A 21,177-nucleotide genomic window follows, 5' to 3' on the forward strand; every position below is an offset into this window, starting at 1 on the left:
ACAGGCGGGGATTTTTGTTGTGTCTATATGATAATACAATTAGGCTTTTAATGAAGCCATATCAATTACAAAACGGTAACGTACATCGCTTTTTATCATGCGCTCATACGCTTCGTTGATTTCCTGCATTTTGATCACCTCAATTTCCGATGTGATGTTGTGTTTACCACAAAAATCAAGCATCTCCTGAGTTTCGGCAATACCACCAATAACCGATCCGGCTACGGCTTTCCTGCCTAAAATCATAGGTACAGTATTAAGTAACGGGTTCAGTGGACCAAGGTAACCTACAACTACCAGAGTACCGTTAATGGCAAGTGTACCTACATAAGGGTTAAGGTCGTGTACATAAGGCACAGTATCGATAATAACATCAAATTTACCTGCTACACTTTTCATTTGCTGGGCATCGGTAGATATAACCACCTCGTGTGCACCAAGGTCAAGCGCATCCTGAGTTTTTCCGGGAGTTCTTGAGAACAGGGTAACATTAGCCCCAAGAGCATTAGCCAGTTTAATAGCCATGTGGCCTAATCCGCCAAGACCTACAACTGCTACTTTACTACCCGGACCTACGTTCCAGTGGCGTAATGGTGACCATGTTGTGATACCTGCACACAGTAACGGAGCAGTCCCTGCAAGGTCAAGATTTTCGGGCACTTTAAGTGCAAAATGCTCATCTACCACTACCTTTTCAGAATATCCTCCATAGGTATGTCCGCCCAAGTGAGTGTCTTTACCATTATAAGTACCGGTAAAGCCAGGTACACAATATTGTTCTAAGTCCTGTTTACAGCTAGGGCACTCACCGCAAGAGTCTACCATACAACCTACGGCTGCAAGGTCGCCTACTTTAAACTTGCTTACTTCGCTACCCACACGGGTTACACGGCCTACAATTTCGTGTCCCGGTACGGCGGGGTACATACTTCCTCCCCAGTCGTTACGGGCTGTATGCAGGTCAGAGTGGCACACACCGCAGTATAAAATGTCAATCTCAACATCTTTAGTAGTTGGTTCCCTGCGGTCAATAGTAAGTTGTTTTAAGTCGGCATCGGCAGCTGGTGCACCATAAGCCTTTACGTTTGTTACACTCATAATAGATTTGTTTTTTGGTAATCTTTAAAGTTAGTTATTTTTGAAGGTAAAACCTGTTGAACAGGTTTTAATATTTTGCTAATATTTAAGATAAGTATCAGTAAATCAAAAGCCAATAAGCTTTCCTTTTAATTTACTGATGCCTGCCTTAAAGCCATGTAAATTTAGATAAGGGTAAACGGGTAAACTTGCAAAATTCAAACAATAAATTACGTTTTTCAAACATTGTTTTTTGGTTCATTACAGCAATTTGTAAAGCAAACGTTGTATTTACCCAACTAAAAAAAATAATGATAAAAAGACGCAACATACCAGATTTGAACCTATATAAACTAAGGTAGGCAAGAGTCAATACCATAGAGCTGATTTTGATTTATATTGTTAAAAAGCACTGCATTTCTTTAAATTATGCTAAAATAGAGGTAATGAGTATTTTAGGTGTAGATTAATAAATTTAAAAGGTGTAAATTTATAGTACCGTATTAAACTCAAAGAAAATAAGTTACTTCAATCCCTCAACTGTATGGAACAAAAACTGTGTGAACAGCTATTGTTAGCTAAAGGCATTCTTACGAAAGCCAGTCTCAAAAAAAATGAGATAAGTATTAATCCAACCGATTTGGAAATTAACCAAATTGTAAGTGTATATAAAATAAGAGAAACTATAGAAAAAGATAAAAAGGAGCTTACTGCCCTTAAGGAACTTCTTAAAAGCCTTGAAAAAGAAAACGGTTACAAAAAACTCAGGATAGTAAAAATAACAGGAACGCTTAATCAAATGGTATTTATTGATGCAGGTATTACAAAAGTATATGGTACTTTAAGTTTGTAGTTTTATTTGGTTTTTTTAAGGTTTTATGTTTTATTTAACATAAACATGTTTTTTTATATCTAAAATTGTTAAATTAATTTTAGAAACTATCCCTATGAAAAAACTAGCCTTACCCTTTATTTTTTGTGTTTCGACATTATTTTATTTTTCCTGTTCTTCAGATGTTGATAATGCAACAGATAATCAGCAACCCGAAACTATTTCATTTCAGCTGAAATCAATGCCTACAGACAGTATCTCTAAGGCAGCAAGAATGTATGTGTTAATGACACAAACACAGGATTATATTAACTTTAAATCGTCCATAAATGCTTTTAACAGTAAAGTAGCTCCTAACAGGGTTAGCTTTTCCAGTAAATCACAATGGATGAACTGGATAACAGGTAATATTTCTAATACAGGTTTTACAACAGTAGCCCAGTTTGAAGGGATGTTTGATGACTATGTAACAAAATTTGAATTGTTGCATCAAAATAATACCGATTTGTTTGACCTTATAGAACAGGCAGGAGACGATACAACAGCGTTACTTCAAATTTTTGAGCCCGAGTTAATACCTCAGCCGGAGCCACTAGGTGATGTAGAGGCATGTAAAGAGGCGTGTATGGATGCAACCAGTACAGCAATTGATGTAGAAAATCATGGTTTTGTTAGGCAACTCTTCATGGCAGTTTATTTTTTAAGGGATTATGAATTTGCATCATCTGCCATACAAGATCATGAAATGGCTATGAATTACTACATACCTATGGATTTAAATATATGTATTATGGAATGTGAACAAAACGGCGGAAGCCAATAGGCTTAGAGCATTTCTCCTGTATCATTTTCAACAATTTTTTGTTCTTTTATTTTCCTGTTGAAAAAAAAGTCAAGATTATATAGCAAAATCAATACACCTATAAAAAGATAAAAGAAGTAATTAGTTGAACTGCTAATTGCTTCTTTTTCTTTTATCTTATTATCATTTTCAATGAGTAACTTTTCAAGTTTACTAACACTTTCTTCCTGTTTTTGAAGAGTTGTTTCAAGGAGTTCTACATATGTTATTTTTTCCTTCTTTAACTAGATAGAGTTCTGTTTGATTTTTTTCATGTTCAAATGCTTTGTAAGCAAAGAATATTAAAGTGAGATTGCAAATCAGAGTGATAATAAATTTTAGGGATATAAGCTTTTTGAGGTTCATATTTATTGAGGTATAAAAATAGAGGACGATTTTATACATTTATTTTCTTCGGTAACCTCAGCTACAGATACTAAATTACTGCCAAAATTATTATTTATTTCGGTAACAAGAGTAGACTCTTCAATAAGCAAAACAGGTCCGTTTGGTGTAACTTCTCTTATTAATGTTTTACTGGTAAAATCAATTTGTGCCTGGCAGGGGAGTAGCATCGGTTTACGCATCAATAAAGGAAATTAACCTCAACGATGTATATGCCTTCTGGAGTCGGGGACTAAAGCCTGGCAAATGATTGCCGAAATTGAAGAAGCAGAGAAAAAAGGGAGTTGTATTGTGTTTATTTTTCACGGAGTAGGAGGCGGGCATCCGCTTAATATTGACCTTGTAGAACACCGTAAATTACTGGACTACCTAAAAAAACATAAAAAAGATATTTGGGTGCCCACCATGTTGCAACTGGGCAAATATATAAGGGAAAAACAAGGTAAATAATTTTTTTAATCAGTATCTTTAAAGCTATGAAAAAACAAATGGCCATCGCTGCACTTGTATTAGTGGTTTTAAAATTGACGTATAATATTTACAGTGTTGTTTACAAGGTACAACAACCTCTACTGGAGCGCTACTTTAATTATGCTATACTGTTTATTATATTTTACTATGGCTTTACCGGTACTAAAAAACGTAAAGTAAAGTCCTAACTTTAAAAGCTAAATATTGTTTTATAAACTGTTGTGGTAATTTTTGAATGTTTATTTTTACGAACCTAAAATTTTAAAAATAATCACACCATGAAACCATGTTTAAGCTGTGGTAATATGCTTACCCAGGAAGCCTCTTATTGTTATGTATGTAATACTAATCAAACAGAAGGCTTTGAGCAATTTGAAATAAAACCACAACAAAGCGATTTATTCTTAAAAATACTATGTGTGTTTACCATAATATTTGCCGGTTTTAGCCTTATAACTTCGTTTATTAATTTAGTTACTTCTCCATATCTCACAAATGATATAGATTTTGGGTACCCGCTTGCACCGGTAATAATTACTAATGGGGTTATAGCAGGTAGTAAAATTTTAGGGGCTGTTTATATGTTGCAAAAAAAATTAAAAGGACTTTATATTTATACCGTAGCAGCTGTGATAAGTGTATTATTATCAATTTATACAACAGTATCAATATTACAAAACTTTGATTTTGCATATATGCTTATCTCTGCAGGGATTGGTTTGTTTTTTGGACTTTTGTTTGTGGTGATGTACTGGCTGCCTATAAACAGGAAACTGTTATCATAAGCTATATTAAAAAATATAATAAAAGGTTCTCTAATTTAGAGAGCCTTTTTATTTGTTATATTTAAAGTAAAATAATTACACTTTGGTACCCTGTTCTAGTTGTGGTAATATGCTGGCGAAAGTGCTACTTTTTGTTATGTATGTAATTCTAAACAAACAAAGGGTTTTGAGCAATTTGAGATAAAACCAAAAAAGAACAATACATTTCTTGTAGTGATGTATGTGGTAGTTATACTAATACTGCTTTTTATATTTTTTGGATAACCTATCATCCTGACGGTATGAAGGATTTTTTTCCATGCCGACCTTGTGGAGACATCTCTTTCATTAGAGGGGGGGGTATTCCATCAGTCGGCTTTTCAGCCTCGTGTCTCATTGCGCTTCGCTTCATATCGAAATTGCACAAGGTTTTGTCATTCCGATACGTAATGTAATGAAGTGAGGAATCTATAGCTAGCGCGAGCGTCCCGCTTGCGCCAGCAGGGTAAGATTTTTTCCATTTCGACCGAAATGCAGTGTAGTGGAGAAATCTCAAATTGTGTTTTGTCCTTTTGTCTTGAAACAAAAGAAAGAAAAATTCAAGGCTCTAACCCCTTAGGCTACAAATTACGGCACTCGGCTAAACCATCCGAACTCGGCTGTCGCTTCAAACACCGGATGCTTATTTACGCCTCCTTTTTAATTTGCTTACGCCACGGCGTTTTATGCCAGAGCTTCACTCTGCTGTTGTTTCCATGTCTACCTTGTGGAGACATCTCTTTCATTAGAGGGGGATTTATTCCATCAGTCGGCTTTTCAGCCTCGTGACTCATTACGCTTCTCTTCATATCGAAATGACATAATGTGTTGTCATTCCGATACGTAATGTAGCGGAATGAGGAATCTTTAGATAGCGAGCGCGTCCCGCTTGCGCCAGCAGGGTAAGGATTCTTTTTTCCATTTCGACCGAAACGCAGTGTAGTGGAGAAATCTCAAATTGTGTTTTGTCCTTTTGTCTTGAAACAAAAGAACGAAAATTCAAGGCTCTAACCCCTTAGGCTACAAATTACGGCACTCGGCTAAACCATCCGAACTCGGCTGTCGCCTCAAACACCGGATGCTTATTAACGTCTCCTTTGTAATTTGCTCACGCCACGGCGTTTTATGCCGGAGCTTCACCGTGCTGTTGTTTCCATGCCGACCGCAACGCAGTGTAGTGGAGAAACCTATTATGAGTAAAAGTTCCTCTGTCATTGCGAGGAGGTACGACGTGGCAATCTCTGTAAAATTTGAATGGTTTGTCATCCTGACGGTAGGAAGGATCTCTTAGCGTAATTGTCCTTTTGTCTTGAAACAAAAGAACGAAAAATTCAAGGCTCTAACCCCTTAGGCTACAAATTACGGCACTCGGCTAAACCATCCGAACTCGACTGTCGCCTTAAACACCGGATGCTTATTAACGCCTCCTTTTTAATTTGCTTGCGCCACGGCGTTTTATACCGGAGCTTCACTCTTGCTGTTGTTCCATGTCGACCGCAACATAGTGTAGTGGAGAAATCTATTATATGTAAAAGTTTCTCCTATCATTGCGAGGAGGTACGACGTTGCAATCTCTGTGAAGTTTGAATGGTTTGTCATCCTGACGGTAGGAAGGATCTCTTAGCGTAATTGTCCTTTTATCTTGAAACAAAAGAACTAAAAATTCAAGGCTCTAACCCCTTAGGCTACAAATTACGGCACTCGGCTAAATCATCCGAACTCGGCTATCACCTCAAACACCGGATGCTTATTAACGCCTCCTTTGTAATTTGCTTACGCCACGGCGTTTTATGCCGGAGCTTCACTCTGGTGTTGTTTCCATTTCGACCGCAACATAGTGTAGTGGAGAAATCTATTATATGTAAAAGTTTCTCCTGTCATTGCGAGGAGGCACGACGAGGCAATCTTAATATAAATCAGATGTTTTGTAGATGTAATAAACACCTATATAATCATCAAAACCCAGCATATAATTATTAAGGAAACAATAGTAAGATAAAGTTTCCAGTTCATTTTCAGGTAAATCTTTTGTTAACCTCAATCCATTATCAGATTTTTCAAAATAAATATCCAATAACGATTTAAAACCCTGCGAATGGTACTGCTCTGTAATCCTCTTATCTAATGAAAAACAGTTAATATACTCTGATTCGGCAAACAACTCCTCTTGATTTAAAGCCCTCTTTAAAAACTCTTCGTAGGAGATTTCGGTTTTACTTTCCTTATAGATATACCTAAGCAGATTAACACCTACCTGAGCAACATCTCCGTTTTCACATTTCACATAAAAATCAATACCTATAAATTGAGAAGGTACATCGGTAGTGACAACCTCATCAGCCATCCTTTTAATAAGTTTATTATCAAACTCATTTGCAGGATTACTACAGGAAAAAGCCAGTAATAAAAGGAGTATAGTGGAGATTTTCATAGGTTTGATGTTTTTTAGCTAGTGCGAACGTCACGCTCTTGCCATTGTAGTAACAAAATTTGCATCACAAATTAAGTATATGAAAGTTATTATTAAAAATTAAAAGAAATCCACAAACTATAAGCCCTAATGAAACTAAATAAGCTCTTGCATTTCCTTGTTGGCAAAAATTTATTTGGTTTCCTGTAAGTCCAATAAATATTTGCTATGCCTATAACTATTAATATTAAACCTAATATTATTCTCATTTTTAGTTATTTTTTATATATCTCATTACGACACGAGCATGAGGCTCGTGCCAGCAGGGGGGAGTTAATGTGGAAGCATTATAGTTTGTAACATTTTCTTTTTGTAAGTTTCATAATTTTTTCTGTTCAGATTCTTATGACCAAGTCCCATTTCTTTAATGATATCATTTTCAATTTCATCACATAAAGGGCTTATTTTTGTATTATCTGGTAGACTATTTTTAATAATTAGAGGTATACTTTCTCCTTCATCTTCTATAACTTCATTCATTGCAATAATTAGATCTATAAATAATCTAATTCTCATTCTTAAATAATTGTTTTTTTTATCGGTGATGTATGCATTTGTTAATACATATAATCGGGCTACTTTTTCTGCAACATATTCATCTTTATAGTTTTCAAGATGTTCTTTTTTATCGGTTTTAAATTTATCCAATAAATTAGTGTAAACATTACCCTTTGATACTTCATTTTTAAAATGAAGTATGATTGAAGCCATTTCATAAACAGATGAATATGTTACTTGTAAGAAAAAAAATATTTCTAATATTTCTTCAAGTTTACTAATCCGTATATTGCGTTTAGATATTTTCATTGAGATGTATAATGAAACAAGTGAAACTGAAACCGCTATAGAAGGTATTATAATTTTTAATGTTATATTTTCCATTTTTAATTGAAATTATGCTGTTCTTTCTATATAATTCATTAATGATTTAATAATTATTTCTAATAATAGATTTCGCTGTTCATAAATAATCTTCCATTGGTCAGCAGTCCATGCATTTTGAATATTTAAAAATTGTCCATGCGCTAAAATATTTCTTAATTCAGAATATTTTCGTGCACCTATTTTCTCATTTTGAGAAAGTATTGCTGATGTAATTCCATTTATTTCAGAATCTCTTCTGTTTTTACCAGGTGCATAATCTGTTTCTAACATGTATAATAAGCTTTGATCCAATTTTGAATCTCTTGAAGGGTCTGGATTCCAAAAACCCTCAATAAACGACCATAAGCTTAGTAATTCAGTAAGATGGTCACCTATGTTAGCAATTCTAAGAATTTGATATAGACTTTCAGAATATTTTAAGTTTTTTGCTTTCAAAATATTGAAATATCTAATTACAAGATCAAAAGTATCTTCATTTATTTGGTTTTTTGAAGAGTAAGTAACGCTATTGTAGCTATCCCATGTAGGGATGCTTATTGCAGCTTTTGGTATATGAGATGCAATATGTGATATTTGAGTTTGAGGATAATATACTAATCTTAAACTAAGCTCGAATCTTTGTAGAATATCATTTGTATCTTGATCTCTTTGAATTTCATTTGGTGTTAATATATATACTGAATCTAAAGGATTAGGCGAATATGCTTGCATCATTAGAATGTTTACTATTTTCTTGTGAATCCAATCATCAAAAGGAGTCTTTAGTGCTTTTGATTTTTCATAATTTGTAATAAGTAAACTAACTTCTTCATCTCCAAAGTTTATCTTTTTTGTGAATTCATTTCCCGAAAAAAATATATTATTTAAAAGCCATAATGCATGCATAATCGTAAGGTTAATGCTGTTAAGTGTTCTGTAAATTTAATATTTTTATTTTAACACAACCCCATAAAAAAAGCCCCGCAAGTTGCGGGGCTTTTGTCTGTTATCTAACGTCTATATTCTAAACGTCTTATTATTTGTTCTCAATCCACTTACGTGCATTAACAAACGCTTCGTGCCAAGGCGTAACCTCATCTTCACGACCTTCTGGGTAGTAAGCCCAGTTCCACTGGAACATAGAACGCTCAATGTGTGGCATCATTACCAGGTGACGACCGTCGTTACTTGCCATCATCGCTACGTTATAGCTCGATCCGTTAGGGTTTGCAGGATAACCTTCATAACCATACTTGGCAACAATGTTATACTGGTCTTCGCCATAAGGCAGGTTAAACTTACCTTCACCATGCGAAATCCAAACACCCAGCGTACTACCGGCAAGGGTAGAAAGCATTACAGATGTGTTTTCCTGTACGGTAACCGATGTAAACGCACTTTCGTGTTTGTGGCTATCGTTGTGAAGCATTTTCGGTTTGTTCTCGTGGTCAGGGTTTATAAGCCCAAGCTCAACAAAAAGCTGACAACCGTTACAAATACCTACCGATAGGGTATCTTCACGCTTAAAGAAGTTCTCTAAAGCAGTTTTAGCCTTTTCGTTGTAAAGGAAAGCACCAGCCCATCCTTTAGCCGAACCAAGTACATCTGAATTAGAGAAACCACCCACAGCACCAATAAACTGAATATCCTCAAGCGTTTCACGGCCGGAGATAAGGTCGGTCATGTGTACATCCTTAACGTCAAATCCGGCAAGGTACATAGCGTTTGCCATTTCACGCTCAGAGTTCGAACCCTTTTCACGAATAATAGCCGCTTTTGGTCTTGGCTTGCTGCTGTCTATAGCTACTTTTTTACCATCAAAATGGCTAGGGAAGCTATATGTTAGCGGTTGGTTTTTATAATTGTCAAAACGCTCCTGCGCTTTTACTTTTCCACTTTGTTTCTGGTCTAGCAGGTACGACGTTTTGTACCATGTATCCCTAACCTCGCTTACGTTAAAACTAAGGTTGCTTTCGCCGTTTTTAACGGTAACCACAGCACCTTCTGCAGGCTTACCTATAAGGGTAAAGTCAACACCGTTTTTAGCAAGTTCTGCCTCTACAGCTGCATCTGCCTGTATAACAAGCGCAATGTTCTCGTTAAACAGGGCTTTAACCGTATCGGACTCGTTAAGGGCAGTAAGGTCATATTCAGCACCAAGGTTCACCTCAGTAAAGCTCATTTCAAGAAGCGTAGTAATTAAACCACCACTACCTATATCGTGTCCGGCAGCAATTTTACCATTCTTGATAAGTTCCTGTATAGTATTGAAAGCTGTTTTGAATTTGGCAGCATCCTTAATAGTAGGAACATCGCTACCTACTTTATTAAGTACCTGTGCAAACGACGAACCTCCAAGCTTAAATGCATCGCCCGATAGGTTAATGTAGTAAATGTTTCCGCCGTTCTTTTTAAGTACAGGCTCTACTACTTTGTTAATGTCGTTACAGTTACCTGCAGCCGATATAATCACAGTACCCGGAGCGATAACATCGCCGTTAGGATACTTTTGTTTCATTGATAAAGAGTCTTTACCGGTAGGGATGTTTATACCCAGTTGGATTGCAAAGTCGCTACATGCCTGTACAGCATCATAAAGCCTTGCATCTTCACCTTCGTTTTTACAGGCCCACATCCAGTTTGCCGAAAGCGATACACTTTTAAGTCCGTCTTTAAGCGGAGCCCAAACAATGTTACTTAAAGCCTCTGCAATAGCAGTACGGCTACCGGCAGCAGCATCGGCAAGGGCAGCAATAGGTGAGTGCCCTATAGAGGTTGCAATACCTTCTTTACCTGCAAAGTCCAGTGCCATAACACCCACGTTGTTAAGCGGTAATTGTATAGGTCCGGCAGTTTGCTGTTTAGCAACACGTCCGCCCACACAACGGTCAACTTTGTTCGTTAACCAGTCTTTACACGCTACAGCCTCAAGCTGAAGTACCTGGTTAAGGTAGTTGTGTATGTTTTCCTGAGTGTACTCAGGGTTAGCATATTTCGCTTCAACCGTTTTATCGGTCATTATTGTTTTAGGCGATGAGCCAAACATATCTTCCAGAGCAAAGTCCATTGGCTTAGCACCTGTGGTAGCCGACTCAAATGTAAACCTATGGTCACCCGTTACATCACCCACAGCATACATTGGCGAACGCTCACGATCGGCAATACGCTTAAGGGTATCAATATCTTTCTGACCAATAACAAGTCCCATACGTTCCTGCGACTCGTTACCTATTATTTCTTTAGCCGAAAGGGTAGGATCCCCTACAGGCAGTTTGTCTAAATCTATTTTACCTCCTGTTTCCTCAACAAGTTCTGACAGACAGTTTAAGTGTCCGCCCGCACCGTGATCGTGAATAGAAACAATTGGGTTTTCGTCGCTCTCCACAAGACCTCTCACGGCATTTGCAGCACGTTTTTGCATCTCTGGGTTAGAACGTTGTATAGCATTAAGTTCGATACCCGAGCTGAATTCTCCCGTATCGGCAGATGATACCGCAGCACCACCCATACCAATGCGGTAGTTTTCACCACCAAGTATAACTACTTTATCGCCTGTTTGTGGTTTTTGTTTTATTGACTGACTCTCTTTACCGTAGCCAATACCACCTGCAAGCATGATTACTTTATCGAAACCAAGTTTGCGTGCATCTTCTTCGTGCTCGAAGGTTAGTACTGAACCCGAGATAAGCGGTTGCCCGAATTTGTTACCAAAGTCAGATGCACCGTTTGATGCTTTGATAAGGATATCCATTGGGGTTTGGTAAAGCCATTTACGCTCGTCCATACCGTTTTCCCAAGGGCGGTTTTCCTCAAGGCGTGAGTACGATGTCATATACACAGCTGTACCTGCTAACGGAAGTGAACCCTGTCCGCCGGCCAGCCTGTCACGAATTTCACCACCACTACCGGTTGCAGCACCGTTAAACGGCTCTACTGTAGTAGGGAAGTTATGTGTTTCAGCTTTTATCGATATAACCGAGTCAAATTCCTTAACGTCATAAAAATCAGGCTTATCGGCAGTTTTTGGAGCAAACTGCTGTACACGTGGTCCTTTTATAAAGGCTACGTTATCCTTGTAAGCCGAAACGATATCGTTAGGGTTTTCCTGCGATGTTTTCTTGATAAGTTTAAATAGAGATGATGGTTTTTCCTCACCGTCTATTACAAACGTACCGTTAAATATTTTGTGACGGCAGTGCTCTGAATTCACCTGAGAGAAACCAAACACTTCAGAGTCCGTTAGCTTACGTCCCAGTTTAGTGGCAAGGTTTTCAAGATACTCAACCTCATCAGGGCTAAGTGCCAGTCCTTCTTTCTCATTATAAGCCGCTATATCTGTAATTTCCAGTATAGGTTCCGGCTGTATGTTTATGGTATAAATATCCTGGTTAAGTCCGTTATACTTTTGTGAAAGCATAGGGTCAAAATCAGTATTGTCTTCTGTAGTTTTTTCAAACTCTTCAATCCTTACAATACCCTGTATACCCATGTTTTGAGTAATCTCTACGGCATTGGTGCTCCATGGCGTTATCATTGTGGCGCGTGGCCCAACAAAAAAATCCGTCAGTACGGATTTCTCTATCTTATGTGCGTTGCCAAAAAGCCAGTTCAGTTTTGAAATATCCTCTGTAGAAAGTTCGCCTTGCGTTTGTACTGCAAAAACGGTATTCGTCTGGTTTCCGAAGAAATGGATCATTAGAAAAAGTAGTTACGTTGTTGAAAATGCAAAATTAATCTAATTTTCCATAACTGGCAATACCATAAATGCCTATTTGTATATTTGCTTTTTTGTTGATTTGGAGTAGAGTAGTTGCAGTGTTTTAAGTTCTGTACTTCCTGTCATTGCGAGGAGGAACGACGCGGCAATCTCAAAGGCTAATGGTTATATGTTGTTCATGATGGTTAAGCTTTGTGTATTCTATGCAGAATTTTTACTTTCGCACTACTAGAAAAACACACCTCAACATGCAAACTCAGATTGGCTTCCCGTTATTTTTTAAACTTATAAAAGGTAATACATTATTTCTCTTAGGGGCTATTTTTACCCTATTGTCTATTATAGTAATGGTGCCAACATTTATGATGGTTTCATCGTTTATAGAGCTATACCAAAAATATGACCACGAGCTTATTTACAGCAAAGGCACAGAAAAAGAAGCAGTTGTAGATAAAATGACTATTAAAACCAATGTAAACATTAATGGTGAGAATCCGGTTTTAATATCTTATTCTTATAAAGATAACGGACAGGAGGTACACGACAAGTTTGAAACATTTGACCTTAATGATAAGTACAATACGCTTTCAAACGATTTGATTAAAATACACGACCCTATAACGATAAAAGTGTACAATAGTCAGTCTGCCATAGTAGGACTGGAGCCTTTTGTTTTTCCCTTTAAACTGTTTTACATTTTCTTTATTTTTCCTCTAGTCGGAATCATTTTGCTTATAATTGGCATGATGCCCGGACTTAAAATATACAGAGTATATAAAAACGGAAAGAAATGTGAGGCTACCATATATGATTTATCACCTATAACATCGGGTTTCTTTCTTTTAGCTAAAAGAAAAGCAGCTGTAAATTACCATTACCTGTCTAAAAATGGTACTAAGCTAGCCGGAGAGGCTATGCTTCCCGTTAACTTTTTAGTGAATCATGTAGTAGGAGATACTCTTACGGTATATGTTTCCGCTGGTGACGAAAATAGATCTTATCCGTCACCAAAGTATTTATTTAAATAGAAGTTATAAAACATAGTTTGTACTAAGTTACCTTAACCTAACACGGTTTCGGTAAATGCTAATGCCTTCAAAATTTAGAAGTATTCCTATAATGCTTATTAAAAGTAAAATAATAACGAGGCTAAAATGAATCCAGTTATTTAGATTTTGCGAATAGTTTACTCCTACAAAAAGAGTGAATATACTGAGAATTACTCCTAAAACGGAGATAGAAAAAATTGAGATTTTCATAATGATTTGCTTTTGAAAAAGAGTGGGGTTGAAGCAAATTTGTAGAGTATGCCGTCTCACGATAGTTTTTTTCTTTAATTGTATGCCTAAACAAAAACTATCATTTAAGATTCAGGATTAATGCAAATATAAGCTATTTGTCTGGAATATAGGTGGTAATATGTTGCTTATTATCATATAACGAAAACTTTGTGATAGAGAGTGGTAAACCCGTATATGTTACCTATCTTTATTGAAGTATTATTTGCGGATAAATATAGTATTCCGTTAAATATTACTTAATCAACCAATAATAAAATGGATAGTAAATTTAATATAGCCGTACTTATAGACGGTGATAATGCCCAACCAAAGCTTATACAGGCTATTATAGAAGAGGTTTCTAAATATGGCAAGGCAACTATAAGAAGAATATATGGTGACTGGACTACTCCGCAAATGAATGGATGGAAAGAGGTTATTAATCAGTATTCGTTTAATCCTGTACAGAAATTTGCTTATACATCGGGTAAAAACTCAACCGACAGTTCGCTGATTATAGATGCTATGGATATATTGCACAGCAAAAATGTAGAAGGGTTTTGTATAGTATCAAGCGATAGTGATTATACAGGGCTTGCAAAAAGGATAAGGGAAGACGGTGTATTTGTTATGGGGATAGGGCAAAAGCAAACCCCGGTAGCCTTTGTACAGTCGTGTGAGATTTTCACTTATACCGAAAATATTTCGGCAGTAATTACTGAGGATGAGGAAGATGAACAGGAAAAAACCGCTACAGCAAAAGCTAAAGCAAGGCTTAAACCAAAGCCTGCTATTAGCACTGCTATAATTGATAAGGCTTTTGATATTTCTATAAATGAGGATGAGGAAGCCTATATTGCAACCATAGGGTCTAACCTAAGAAAAATAGATCCCAGTTTTGACCCCAGGGCTTTTGGCTTTAAAACGCTCACGCAATTGTTTGACAACCTTCCTAAATATGAAATACTTAAAAACATTGTAAACGGACTAAACCATCCTTTAGTAAAAAAGAAGTCTAAAAAAAGGTAGTTTATGAGGTTGCCATTCTTTTAAGGATAGCCCATTGTTTAAGCGCAACTCTTCCATCAACTGCAGGGTAGCCTAAAACGGTTTTCCCGGCAGGAACATCACCTGTAACGCCCGAACCGGCTCCTACAACAGCACCGCTGCCTATGGTAACGTGGTCTTTTATGGAGGCGCTTCCGCCTATAACTACTCCGTCACCCAGCGTAACCGATCCTGCCAATCCGCTGTTTCCTGCCATAATACAAAAACGCCCCATAACACTGTTGTGACCTATTTGTACTAAGTTGTCAATTTTACAGCCGTCGCCAATAATGGTAGAACTAAACTTACCGCGATCCACACATGAACCTGCGCCAATTTCTACCTTATTGCCTATTACTACATTACCAATTTGTGGTACTTTAACCAGTCCCTGTTGCGGGCATGGCCTAAACCCAAACCCATCGGCACCAATAGTACAGTTAGGGTGTAAAATGCAAAGAGCACCTATTATACAACGCTCACGTACCACTGTACCCGACCATATTGTTGTACCATTACCTATGGTACTCTCATCAAGTACGGTTACATTAGGATAAATAACAGCATTATCGCCAATGGTTACATTAGCACCTATATAACAGCCTGCACCTATTTTTACATTACTACCTATGTTTGCACTAGGGTGTATAGTGGCAGTAGGGTGTATGTCTTTCTCAAAACACGGAGGTGCCGGTGCAAACAGCTCCAGTATTTGCGACATGGCTAAGTCGGCATTATCTACCTTAATAAAAGCCCTGTTGTCTCCCGGTTGTATAGATATGTCTTTGTTTACTACAGCTATACAGGCGTTAGATTTTTCCCATAGCTTTTCATACTTTTTATTACCAATAAATGTTATCTGATTGGTGTTTGCAAGTTCCAGTTGTTCGGGAGACATTACTTCGTTAGTAGTGTTTCCTTCAATTACACCATTAATAATATCATTAATTTGCTGTAATGTGTATGATTTCATAAATACATGAGGTATTAGTTCTGTAGGTAGGGTACAGAATGAATTAAAAATATTAGATAATTAACTGTCTTATCAGTTAACTACTAATTAATGATTATTGTTTGTTTTTTTTATGTTAACGCCAAATTAACATATAATATTTTTAAAAAACTACTGTGCCTGTTATTAAATAATAGAAATATGATAATTTATTAATGCTTATTTGAGTGATTTTGAAGTAAGGTTATCAGCAAAGTTAGATATAGCACGGCATGGGCGCTGTAGTATTAAACATATCCGTTTTCCTTAAGCCAGGCTTTTTCTTCCTGAGCCAGTTTTATTTTGATAGACATTTGGGCATATTTGTTTACTACATACAGTGCTCTTGTTTTCATGATTTCAGACGGGCGTCCGTATTCCAGTATAAAATGTGCAGCCCATAAATCTACCAGATATTGTGATTCACAAAAGTATAGTGCAAAGCCTTCGTTTCCTCGTTTGGCAATAAGTTGTTGAGCTAGGTTACAAAGCGTTTGGTAGTTTTCAGAAGGGTGTAAGTTTTTGTTTGATGGGGTATAACCGTCAAAATACATTTTTCTGCACAGGAATAAAAATGATGTTCCCGAATCACTCATTATGGGGTATGATTTGATTTTTAGTAAATTTAGGTGTTGTTGATTAAATAATAGTAAAAAAATTAACACTTTTAAACTGAGTTTACCTACACTTAATCGATTTTATGATTATTTTATTACGGTATTCCGTAATAAAATGAATATAATTTATAAAAAAAATCCCGCCGTTTGTGGGCGGGATTGGGGATTTAAAATTATTCGGGGGAATAATTCTAAAAAATAAAGATTATTTTCTTGTAAGTATAATTTCCATGCTTTTGTATTTCTTGCCGCCTTTAGGGGTTTCAAACATTTGCATTTTACGTGTGTTTTCGTCTACTATATCATAGAGCTCACGCACTTCTTTCACGGTTTTGGTAACAGGGTCTACCATGGTACCGTTTAGGGTGGTGGTTCTGGTATTACCGTTAAAGGTGCCTCTCATTACCATCATACCGGTCCCCATGTTGTCAATCCATGTAGAGACATATTCATTTGTTGCATTATCATAAGCAACTGTTGAAATACCTTCAAACGGCATTCCCATCATGTTGCCGGTGTAGGTAGATTGCTGATAACGTCCGTCAAGTATCATTTTAATTTCACAGCTCGAAGTTTCTTTTTGTGGTGGTGTATCAGGCCCCATCCAAAAAGTCATATCGCAGTTCCAATTACCTTCTTCATTTGCCATCATCTTGTGTGCTTCACCCGGAGTCATATATTCCATCCAGGCGTTTGCTACAGTAGCAGAGTCCATTTCAGCCATAGGTGCCGGCTCTTCCGTGTGAACAGAGTCTGTAATCATGGGTTCTCCTGAATCCATCTTTTCCTCTTTTTTGCACGAAGCAAGGCACACGGCTACCGCTGAAAAGGTAATAAAGATTTTTTTCATAATTGCTTGTTTTTGTGGGTTGTTTAACAAAATTATGAAAAATAATATGATTTATTGTAAATATATGTTAATCTTCTTCGAAAGCCGCACTTTCGTAGGCTCCAGCATCGGGTACGTTAAGGTTTCTTTGGGTTTGTACTATGTCATTAGGTACTATAGCTGCTACCGAAGGTTTTCCTAACGCATTAGCCGCCGACTCGTCACTAATGTTGAGTTTATTATTATTAGGATCTTCAAAAAACGGCTTGTAAGTAGTACTGTTTTGCGCTATGGTACAGCCTGTAAATAACGACTGATTACCAAAATTGTACATAGGGTCGTTTGTAAATCTATTAATATTATCTATAAATTTAATAAAGCAATTAGTGAAGGTGTATTCAAAAGGTAAATCGCCTACACGGTCAAACAATATACCGAAGTTTGATGAACCATACATTATACAGTTTTCAAAGCTTGCATTAAAGTTGTTTACTAATATGGCATCTTCTGTTTCTAAATAATCGCTTAAAAGTACAGGTACCTGATTAAAGCTATTAAAGTAGTTGGCAAAGGTACAGTGTCTAAACTGGTATATACCGCCCAGTGTACCGGCAAAAGCGGCCTGCCCGGCAGAGTTTATAACCACATTTTCTCCATATATGGTAGAGTTGCGTGAAAGCAGCCCCACATTAGTAGAGTTGTATATTTGTGTATTGCGAAGTCTTAGCGATATGGCTGTTCCGTTGTTACCTTCGGCAAGTATACCTACGGTTGCGCTTTTAATGATTACATTACAAATATTTGTTGTAGAGCCTTCCTGTAGCCAAAGTGCTCCCCATTGTCCCGGTATATCGGCAAAATCAGGCTCAAGGCGATCTCCTTCAATAATTACAGTATTTTCCTGTGTTGCAGGGTCGTTAATACTACCAATATTAAGGCGGGCATTATCACGTACTATAAGTCCTGAGTTTTCATGAAAATGTATATGTGCACCTTTCCTAATGTTAAGTGTTTTTCCGTTAGGTACGGCTGCATAGCCATATACTACATAAGGCTTAGCATCGGTCCAAATCAGTTCGTTGCCGTTTTCCTGTTCATTAAGGTTAAAACCATAAATCTGGGTGTCATCGGTCTCACTAACGGGGATGCTTTCATACATGCCCTCATCATTACGCTGAGGGTATAAAAAGACAGCATCCTGCACCAGTGTAACCAGCTCTACTTTTTGCGGAGCCATTTGTGTACTGTGAAACTCTATTTGATCAGTATATAAAAAAGTATTTTCGGTATTAACAAACTCGTCATAGTTTATGGTAGTTTCCACAAAAACAAACATACTGTCGTGAGCCATAAGCTCTACGTTGTTAAATACGCGCCCCGGTACACCGTCTACCATTAGTCGGTATTTAGAATCCTCTCCCTCTCCAAGGGTTAGGGTAGGTATACTAATGTCTTTATCGCCACGGTTGTATACTTTTAATGTATAGGTACTGGACCCAATATTGGTAAATACGGTATCAAGATACACAGTATCTCTGGAAAACTCCAGTCCGCCCTGGCTTGGCTCAAACTCAAAATCATCACGACAAGAGGTAAACGTAAGCACAAATACACCAAAGAAAAACAATAGTAAGCTATAGCGCATAAATAACAATTTTTGGTAAATGTAGCATTAATTTAAAAAGTAAAAAAGTGGCTGTATGGTAAACGGAAAAAATTATCATTTAGTTTATGGATAATCCGCACAAAATTTAAAATCAGTACTTAAAACATTCTTCAGTCTATTATCTCATGTCTTTTATATAACTGTAAAGGGCTTTTCGTAACTTTACCCTTTAAATTACTATACATGGCATTTGATAAAGAAAAGGCACTGAAAATGTGCAACGATTTTGCGAAAAATACCTTAATGGAAACCCTTAATATAGTGTATACCGATGCAGGCGAAGGCTTTCTGGAAGCCAAAATGCCGGTTAACCCAAGCGTACACCAGCCAATGGGACTACTGCATGGCGGAGCCACGGTAGCTCTTGCCGAAAGCGTGGGTAGTGCAGCATCATTACTGTTTGTTAATCCCGAAGTGCAGGAGGCAAGAGGTATAGAAATTAGTGCCAACCATGTGCGTGCCAAGCGCGACGGAGTGGTGACCGGTACAGCAAGAATTGTACATCAGGGAAGGAGCCTGCACCTTTGGGAAGTAAAAATAACCGATGAGCAGGGGCGCCTTATTTCGCTTTGCAAGATTACCAATATGATTTTGCCTAGAAAACGATAATTTGTTAATAGGCTATTTGTTTATTTGAATGCAGGTATGAGTTCCCGTCTTGAAAGGGGGTAGGTGTGTCAAATAATCAAATCCATGAATACATATAAATAATGACCGATTTACTTTTAAAAATACAAAACCAATTGCAGGAACAGCGTCCGTTTGCAGTATACAGCAAGCCGGGCAGTGATACCGTAACCGGAATTTTCCAAACCAATATTGAGGAGTATTACCTAACCGATTTTACTCAGCAGGGCTTTGTATTCGCTCCGTTTGAGGGCAATAAATACCTGTTTATCCCAATGCACGAAAGCGATGTGATAACGGTAAGGATAGAGGCAAATGGTTTTGCTCCGGCCGAACCTCAGCCTGTGGCAATAAGCCCCGAGGCTAAGTCGGGCTTTGAAGATTTGGTTACCCGATGCGTGAGTGCTATAAAAACAGGGGCGTTTGGTAAACTGGTGGCATCGCGTAGTGAGATGGCACAACTATCGTTAACCGATATAACTAAGGTATATCAAAACCTGCTGTATGCTTATCCCAATGCATTTAAATATATGTTTTTTCACCCTGCAAGCGGACTGTGGATGGGGGCAACGCCCGAGCAGTTGCTTAAAGCACAAAACCATACCATACATACCGTAGCCCTAGCCGGAACCCAACTGTATAAAGAAGGGGAAGAGGCTGTTTGGGAAAATAAGGAGAAGGAGGAACAACAGTTTGTGACCGACTTTATTTTAAACGAACTAAAGGATTACACTAATCAGATTACTACCACACAGCCATACACCTTTAGGGCGGGTAATATAGTACATATTAAAACCGATATTTCGGCAGAGCTTAAGGAAGCTTCCCTTTTAAAGGAAGTACTGCAAACCCTCCACCCAACACCTGCCGTATGCGGACTGCCTAAAACCGAAGCTAAACAGTTTATACTGGATAACGAAAGGTATGACCGCGAATACTATTCGGGTTTTCTGGGGGAGTTAAACCGTGATTTTGCAACAGGTAAACCTGCTCAAACCGATTTGTTTGTAAACCTGAGATGCATGAAGGTAAACGGCAATGTGGCTCAGTTGTTTATAGGCTGTGGTATTACCAAAGACAGTAACCCCGAAAAGGAATTTATAGAAACAGTTAACAAGAGTATGACCATGCGAAGGGTACTTTGATTAGTATTCAGTTGATTTGTCATTCTGACGATAGGAAGAATCTCTTTGTATCTAGATTAGATTCTTCTTTCCGCGATCGCTTCAATCAGAATGACAACAATAGAGTAAGCAAACGGCATTAGGCTCCGTAGCGTAAGAAAATTATAAATGAGGCGTAAAAAAGCATCCGCTGTTTGAGGCTATAGCCGAGTTCGGATGGTTTAGCCGAGTGACATAATTTTTAGCTAAAGGAGTCTTAGCCTTGACTTTTTAGTTCTTTTGTGTCAAGACAAAAGGACAGAGTTATTATTGTTCTTGCTAGTTACGAAGCAATATGCTAATGAGTACAGTTCCTTTCGACGAAAGGAGAAATCTTTTAGTATATAGTTTAGATTTCTCACTCCATTTCATTTCGTATCGAAATGACAAAGCGCTACGCCATTGCTAGGCACGAAGCAATCTACCGCTTACTGCGACTGAATACTCTAATAATCCCTTTATATAAACCAAAGTCCG

At 37.5% G+C, this 21,177-nt stretch carries 19 protein-coding genes; 9 read left to right on the forward strand and 10 right to left on the reverse strand.

The features are described 5' to 3' along the window. Nucleotides 1-39: 39 nt before the first annotated feature. Nucleotides 40-1,098: an NAD(P)-dependent alcohol dehydrogenase gene (locus tag V3Z67_RS15490; RefSeq protein ID WP_330444174.1), complete on the reverse strand. Its 1,059-nt coding sequence runs from the start codon at nt 1,096-1,098 to the stop codon at nt 40-42. Between the two features lie 523 nt (nt 1,099-1,621). Here V3Z67_RS15490 and V3Z67_RS15495 point away from each other — a divergent pair. Continuing rightward, nucleotides 1,622-1,930: a hypothetical protein gene (locus V3Z67_RS15495; RefSeq protein ID WP_330444175.1), complete on the forward strand. Its 309-nt coding sequence runs from the start codon at nt 1,622-1,624 to the stop codon at nt 1,928-1,930. Nucleotides 1,931-2,024: 94 nt separating this feature from the next. Then, the gene (locus V3Z67_RS15500) at nt 2,025-2,732 is read left to right on the forward strand and encodes a hypothetical protein (RefSeq protein WP_330444176.1); all 708 of its coding nucleotides are present in this window, start codon (nt 2,025-2,027) and stop codon (nt 2,730-2,732) included. Between the two features lie 386 nt (nt 2,733-3,118). On the opposite strand, the gene V3Z67_RS15505 is transcribed toward V3Z67_RS15500, so the two are convergent. Then, nucleotides 3,119-3,325, reverse strand: coding sequence for a hypothetical protein (locus V3Z67_RS15505; RefSeq protein ID WP_330444177.1), 207 nt, complete (start codon nt 3,323-3,325; stop codon nt 3,119-3,121). Nucleotides 3,326-3,401: 76 nt separating this feature from the next. Here V3Z67_RS15505 and V3Z67_RS15510 point away from each other — a divergent pair, with 76 nt between their 5' ends. The 3 genes from V3Z67_RS15510 to V3Z67_RS15520 all read left to right on the forward strand — a co-directional run bounded on the left by V3Z67_RS15510 (nt 3,402) and on the right by V3Z67_RS15520 (nt 4,411). After that, nucleotides 3,402-3,605 (forward strand): hypothetical protein, encoded by a 204-nt coding sequence (locus V3Z67_RS15510; RefSeq protein ID WP_330444178.1) that lies wholly within the window; start codon nt 3,402-3,404, stop codon nt 3,603-3,605. A 26-nt stretch (nt 3,606-3,631) separates the two neighbouring features. Beyond that, a complete protein-coding gene (locus V3Z67_RS15515; RefSeq protein WP_330444179.1) occupies nt 3,632-3,814 on the forward strand; it encodes a hypothetical protein in 183 nt (60 codons plus the stop codon). 90 nt (nt 3,815-3,904) lie between these two features. After that, entirely contained in the window at nt 3,905-4,411 is a 507-nt protein-coding gene (locus V3Z67_RS15520) for a hypothetical protein (RefSeq protein WP_330444180.1), read from the forward strand. Between the two features lie 1,924 nt (nt 4,412-6,335). On the opposite strand, the gene V3Z67_RS15525 is transcribed toward V3Z67_RS15520, so the two are convergent. From V3Z67_RS15525 to purL, 4 genes are all read right to left on the reverse strand, one after another. Continuing rightward, nucleotides 6,336-6,860 carry a hypothetical protein gene (locus V3Z67_RS15525; RefSeq protein ID WP_330444181.1) on the reverse strand — a complete coding sequence of 175 codons (525 nt, stop codon included), beginning with the start codon at nt 6,858-6,860 and terminating at the stop codon, nt 6,336-6,338. A 312-nt stretch (nt 6,861-7,172) separates the two neighbouring features. Continuing rightward, complete coding sequence (locus V3Z67_RS15530) at nt 7,173-7,781, reverse strand: hypothetical protein (protein ID WP_330444182.1); 609 nt, start codon at nt 7,779-7,781, stop codon at nt 7,173-7,175. 12 nt (nt 7,782-7,793) lie between these two features. Beyond that, the gene (locus tag V3Z67_RS15535) at nt 7,794-8,669 is read right to left on the reverse strand and encodes a hypothetical protein (protein WP_330444183.1); all 876 of its coding nucleotides are present in this window, start codon (nt 8,667-8,669) and stop codon (nt 7,794-7,796) included. A 130-nt stretch (nt 8,670-8,799) separates the two neighbouring features. After that, nucleotides 8,800-12,459: a phosphoribosylformylglycinamidine synthase gene (gene purL / locus V3Z67_RS15540; protein WP_330444184.1), complete on the reverse strand. Its 3,660-nt coding sequence runs from the start codon at nt 12,457-12,459 to the stop codon at nt 8,800-8,802. Nucleotides 12,460-12,728: 269 nt separating this feature from the next. Here purL and V3Z67_RS15545 point away from each other — a divergent pair, with 269 nt between their 5' ends. After that, nucleotides 12,729-13,508 (forward strand): hypothetical protein, encoded by a 780-nt coding sequence (locus tag V3Z67_RS15545; RefSeq protein ID WP_330444185.1) that lies wholly within the window; start codon nt 12,729-12,731, stop codon nt 13,506-13,508. A 528-nt stretch (nt 13,509-14,036) separates the two neighbouring features. Continuing rightward, complete coding sequence (locus V3Z67_RS15550; RefSeq protein WP_330444186.1) at nt 14,037-14,789, forward strand: NYN domain-containing protein; 753 nt, start codon at nt 14,037-14,039, stop codon at nt 14,787-14,789. A gap of 1 nt (nt 14,790) precedes the next feature. On the opposite strand, the gene lpxD is transcribed toward V3Z67_RS15550, so the two are convergent. From lpxD to V3Z67_RS15570, 4 genes are all read right to left on the reverse strand, one after another. Then, the gene (gene lpxD / locus V3Z67_RS15555) at nt 14,791-15,780 is read right to left on the reverse strand and encodes a UDP-3-O-(3-hydroxymyristoyl)glucosamine N-acyltransferase (protein ID WP_330444187.1); all 990 of its coding nucleotides are present in this window, start codon (nt 15,778-15,780) and stop codon (nt 14,791-14,793) included. Between the two features lie 266 nt (nt 15,781-16,046). Continuing rightward, nucleotides 16,047-16,394 carry a hypothetical protein gene (locus tag V3Z67_RS15560; RefSeq protein ID WP_330444188.1) on the reverse strand — a complete coding sequence of 116 codons (348 nt, stop codon included), beginning with the start codon at nt 16,392-16,394 and terminating at the stop codon, nt 16,047-16,049. Nucleotides 16,395-16,620: 226 nt separating this feature from the next. Next, nucleotides 16,621-17,265, reverse strand: a complete 645-nt coding sequence (locus V3Z67_RS15565) for a DUF1579 domain-containing protein (RefSeq protein ID WP_330444189.1) — start codon at nt 17,263-17,265, stop codon at nt 16,621-16,623. A 67-nt stretch (nt 17,266-17,332) separates the two neighbouring features. Beyond that, complete coding sequence (locus V3Z67_RS15570; RefSeq protein WP_330444190.1) at nt 17,333-18,889, reverse strand: hypothetical protein; 1,557 nt, start codon at nt 18,887-18,889, stop codon at nt 17,333-17,335. A 204-nt stretch (nt 18,890-19,093) separates the two neighbouring features. Between V3Z67_RS15570 and V3Z67_RS15575 the strand changes: the two genes are divergently transcribed. Next, nucleotides 19,094-19,519, forward strand: a complete 426-nt coding sequence (locus V3Z67_RS15575) for a PaaI family thioesterase (RefSeq protein WP_157481075.1) — start codon at nt 19,094-19,096, stop codon at nt 19,517-19,519. Nucleotides 19,520-19,620: 101 nt separating this feature from the next. Next, nucleotides 19,621-20,682 (forward strand): isochorismate synthase, encoded by a 1,062-nt coding sequence (locus tag V3Z67_RS15580; protein ID WP_330444191.1) that lies wholly within the window; start codon nt 19,621-19,623, stop codon nt 20,680-20,682. Nucleotides 20,683-21,177: the final 495 nt, after the last annotated feature.

It is taken from the genome of Flavobacterium sp. C4GT6 (assembly GCF_036347315.1).
Lineage (GTDB): Bacteria > Bacteroidota > Bacteroidia > Flavobacteriales > Flavobacteriaceae > Flavobacterium.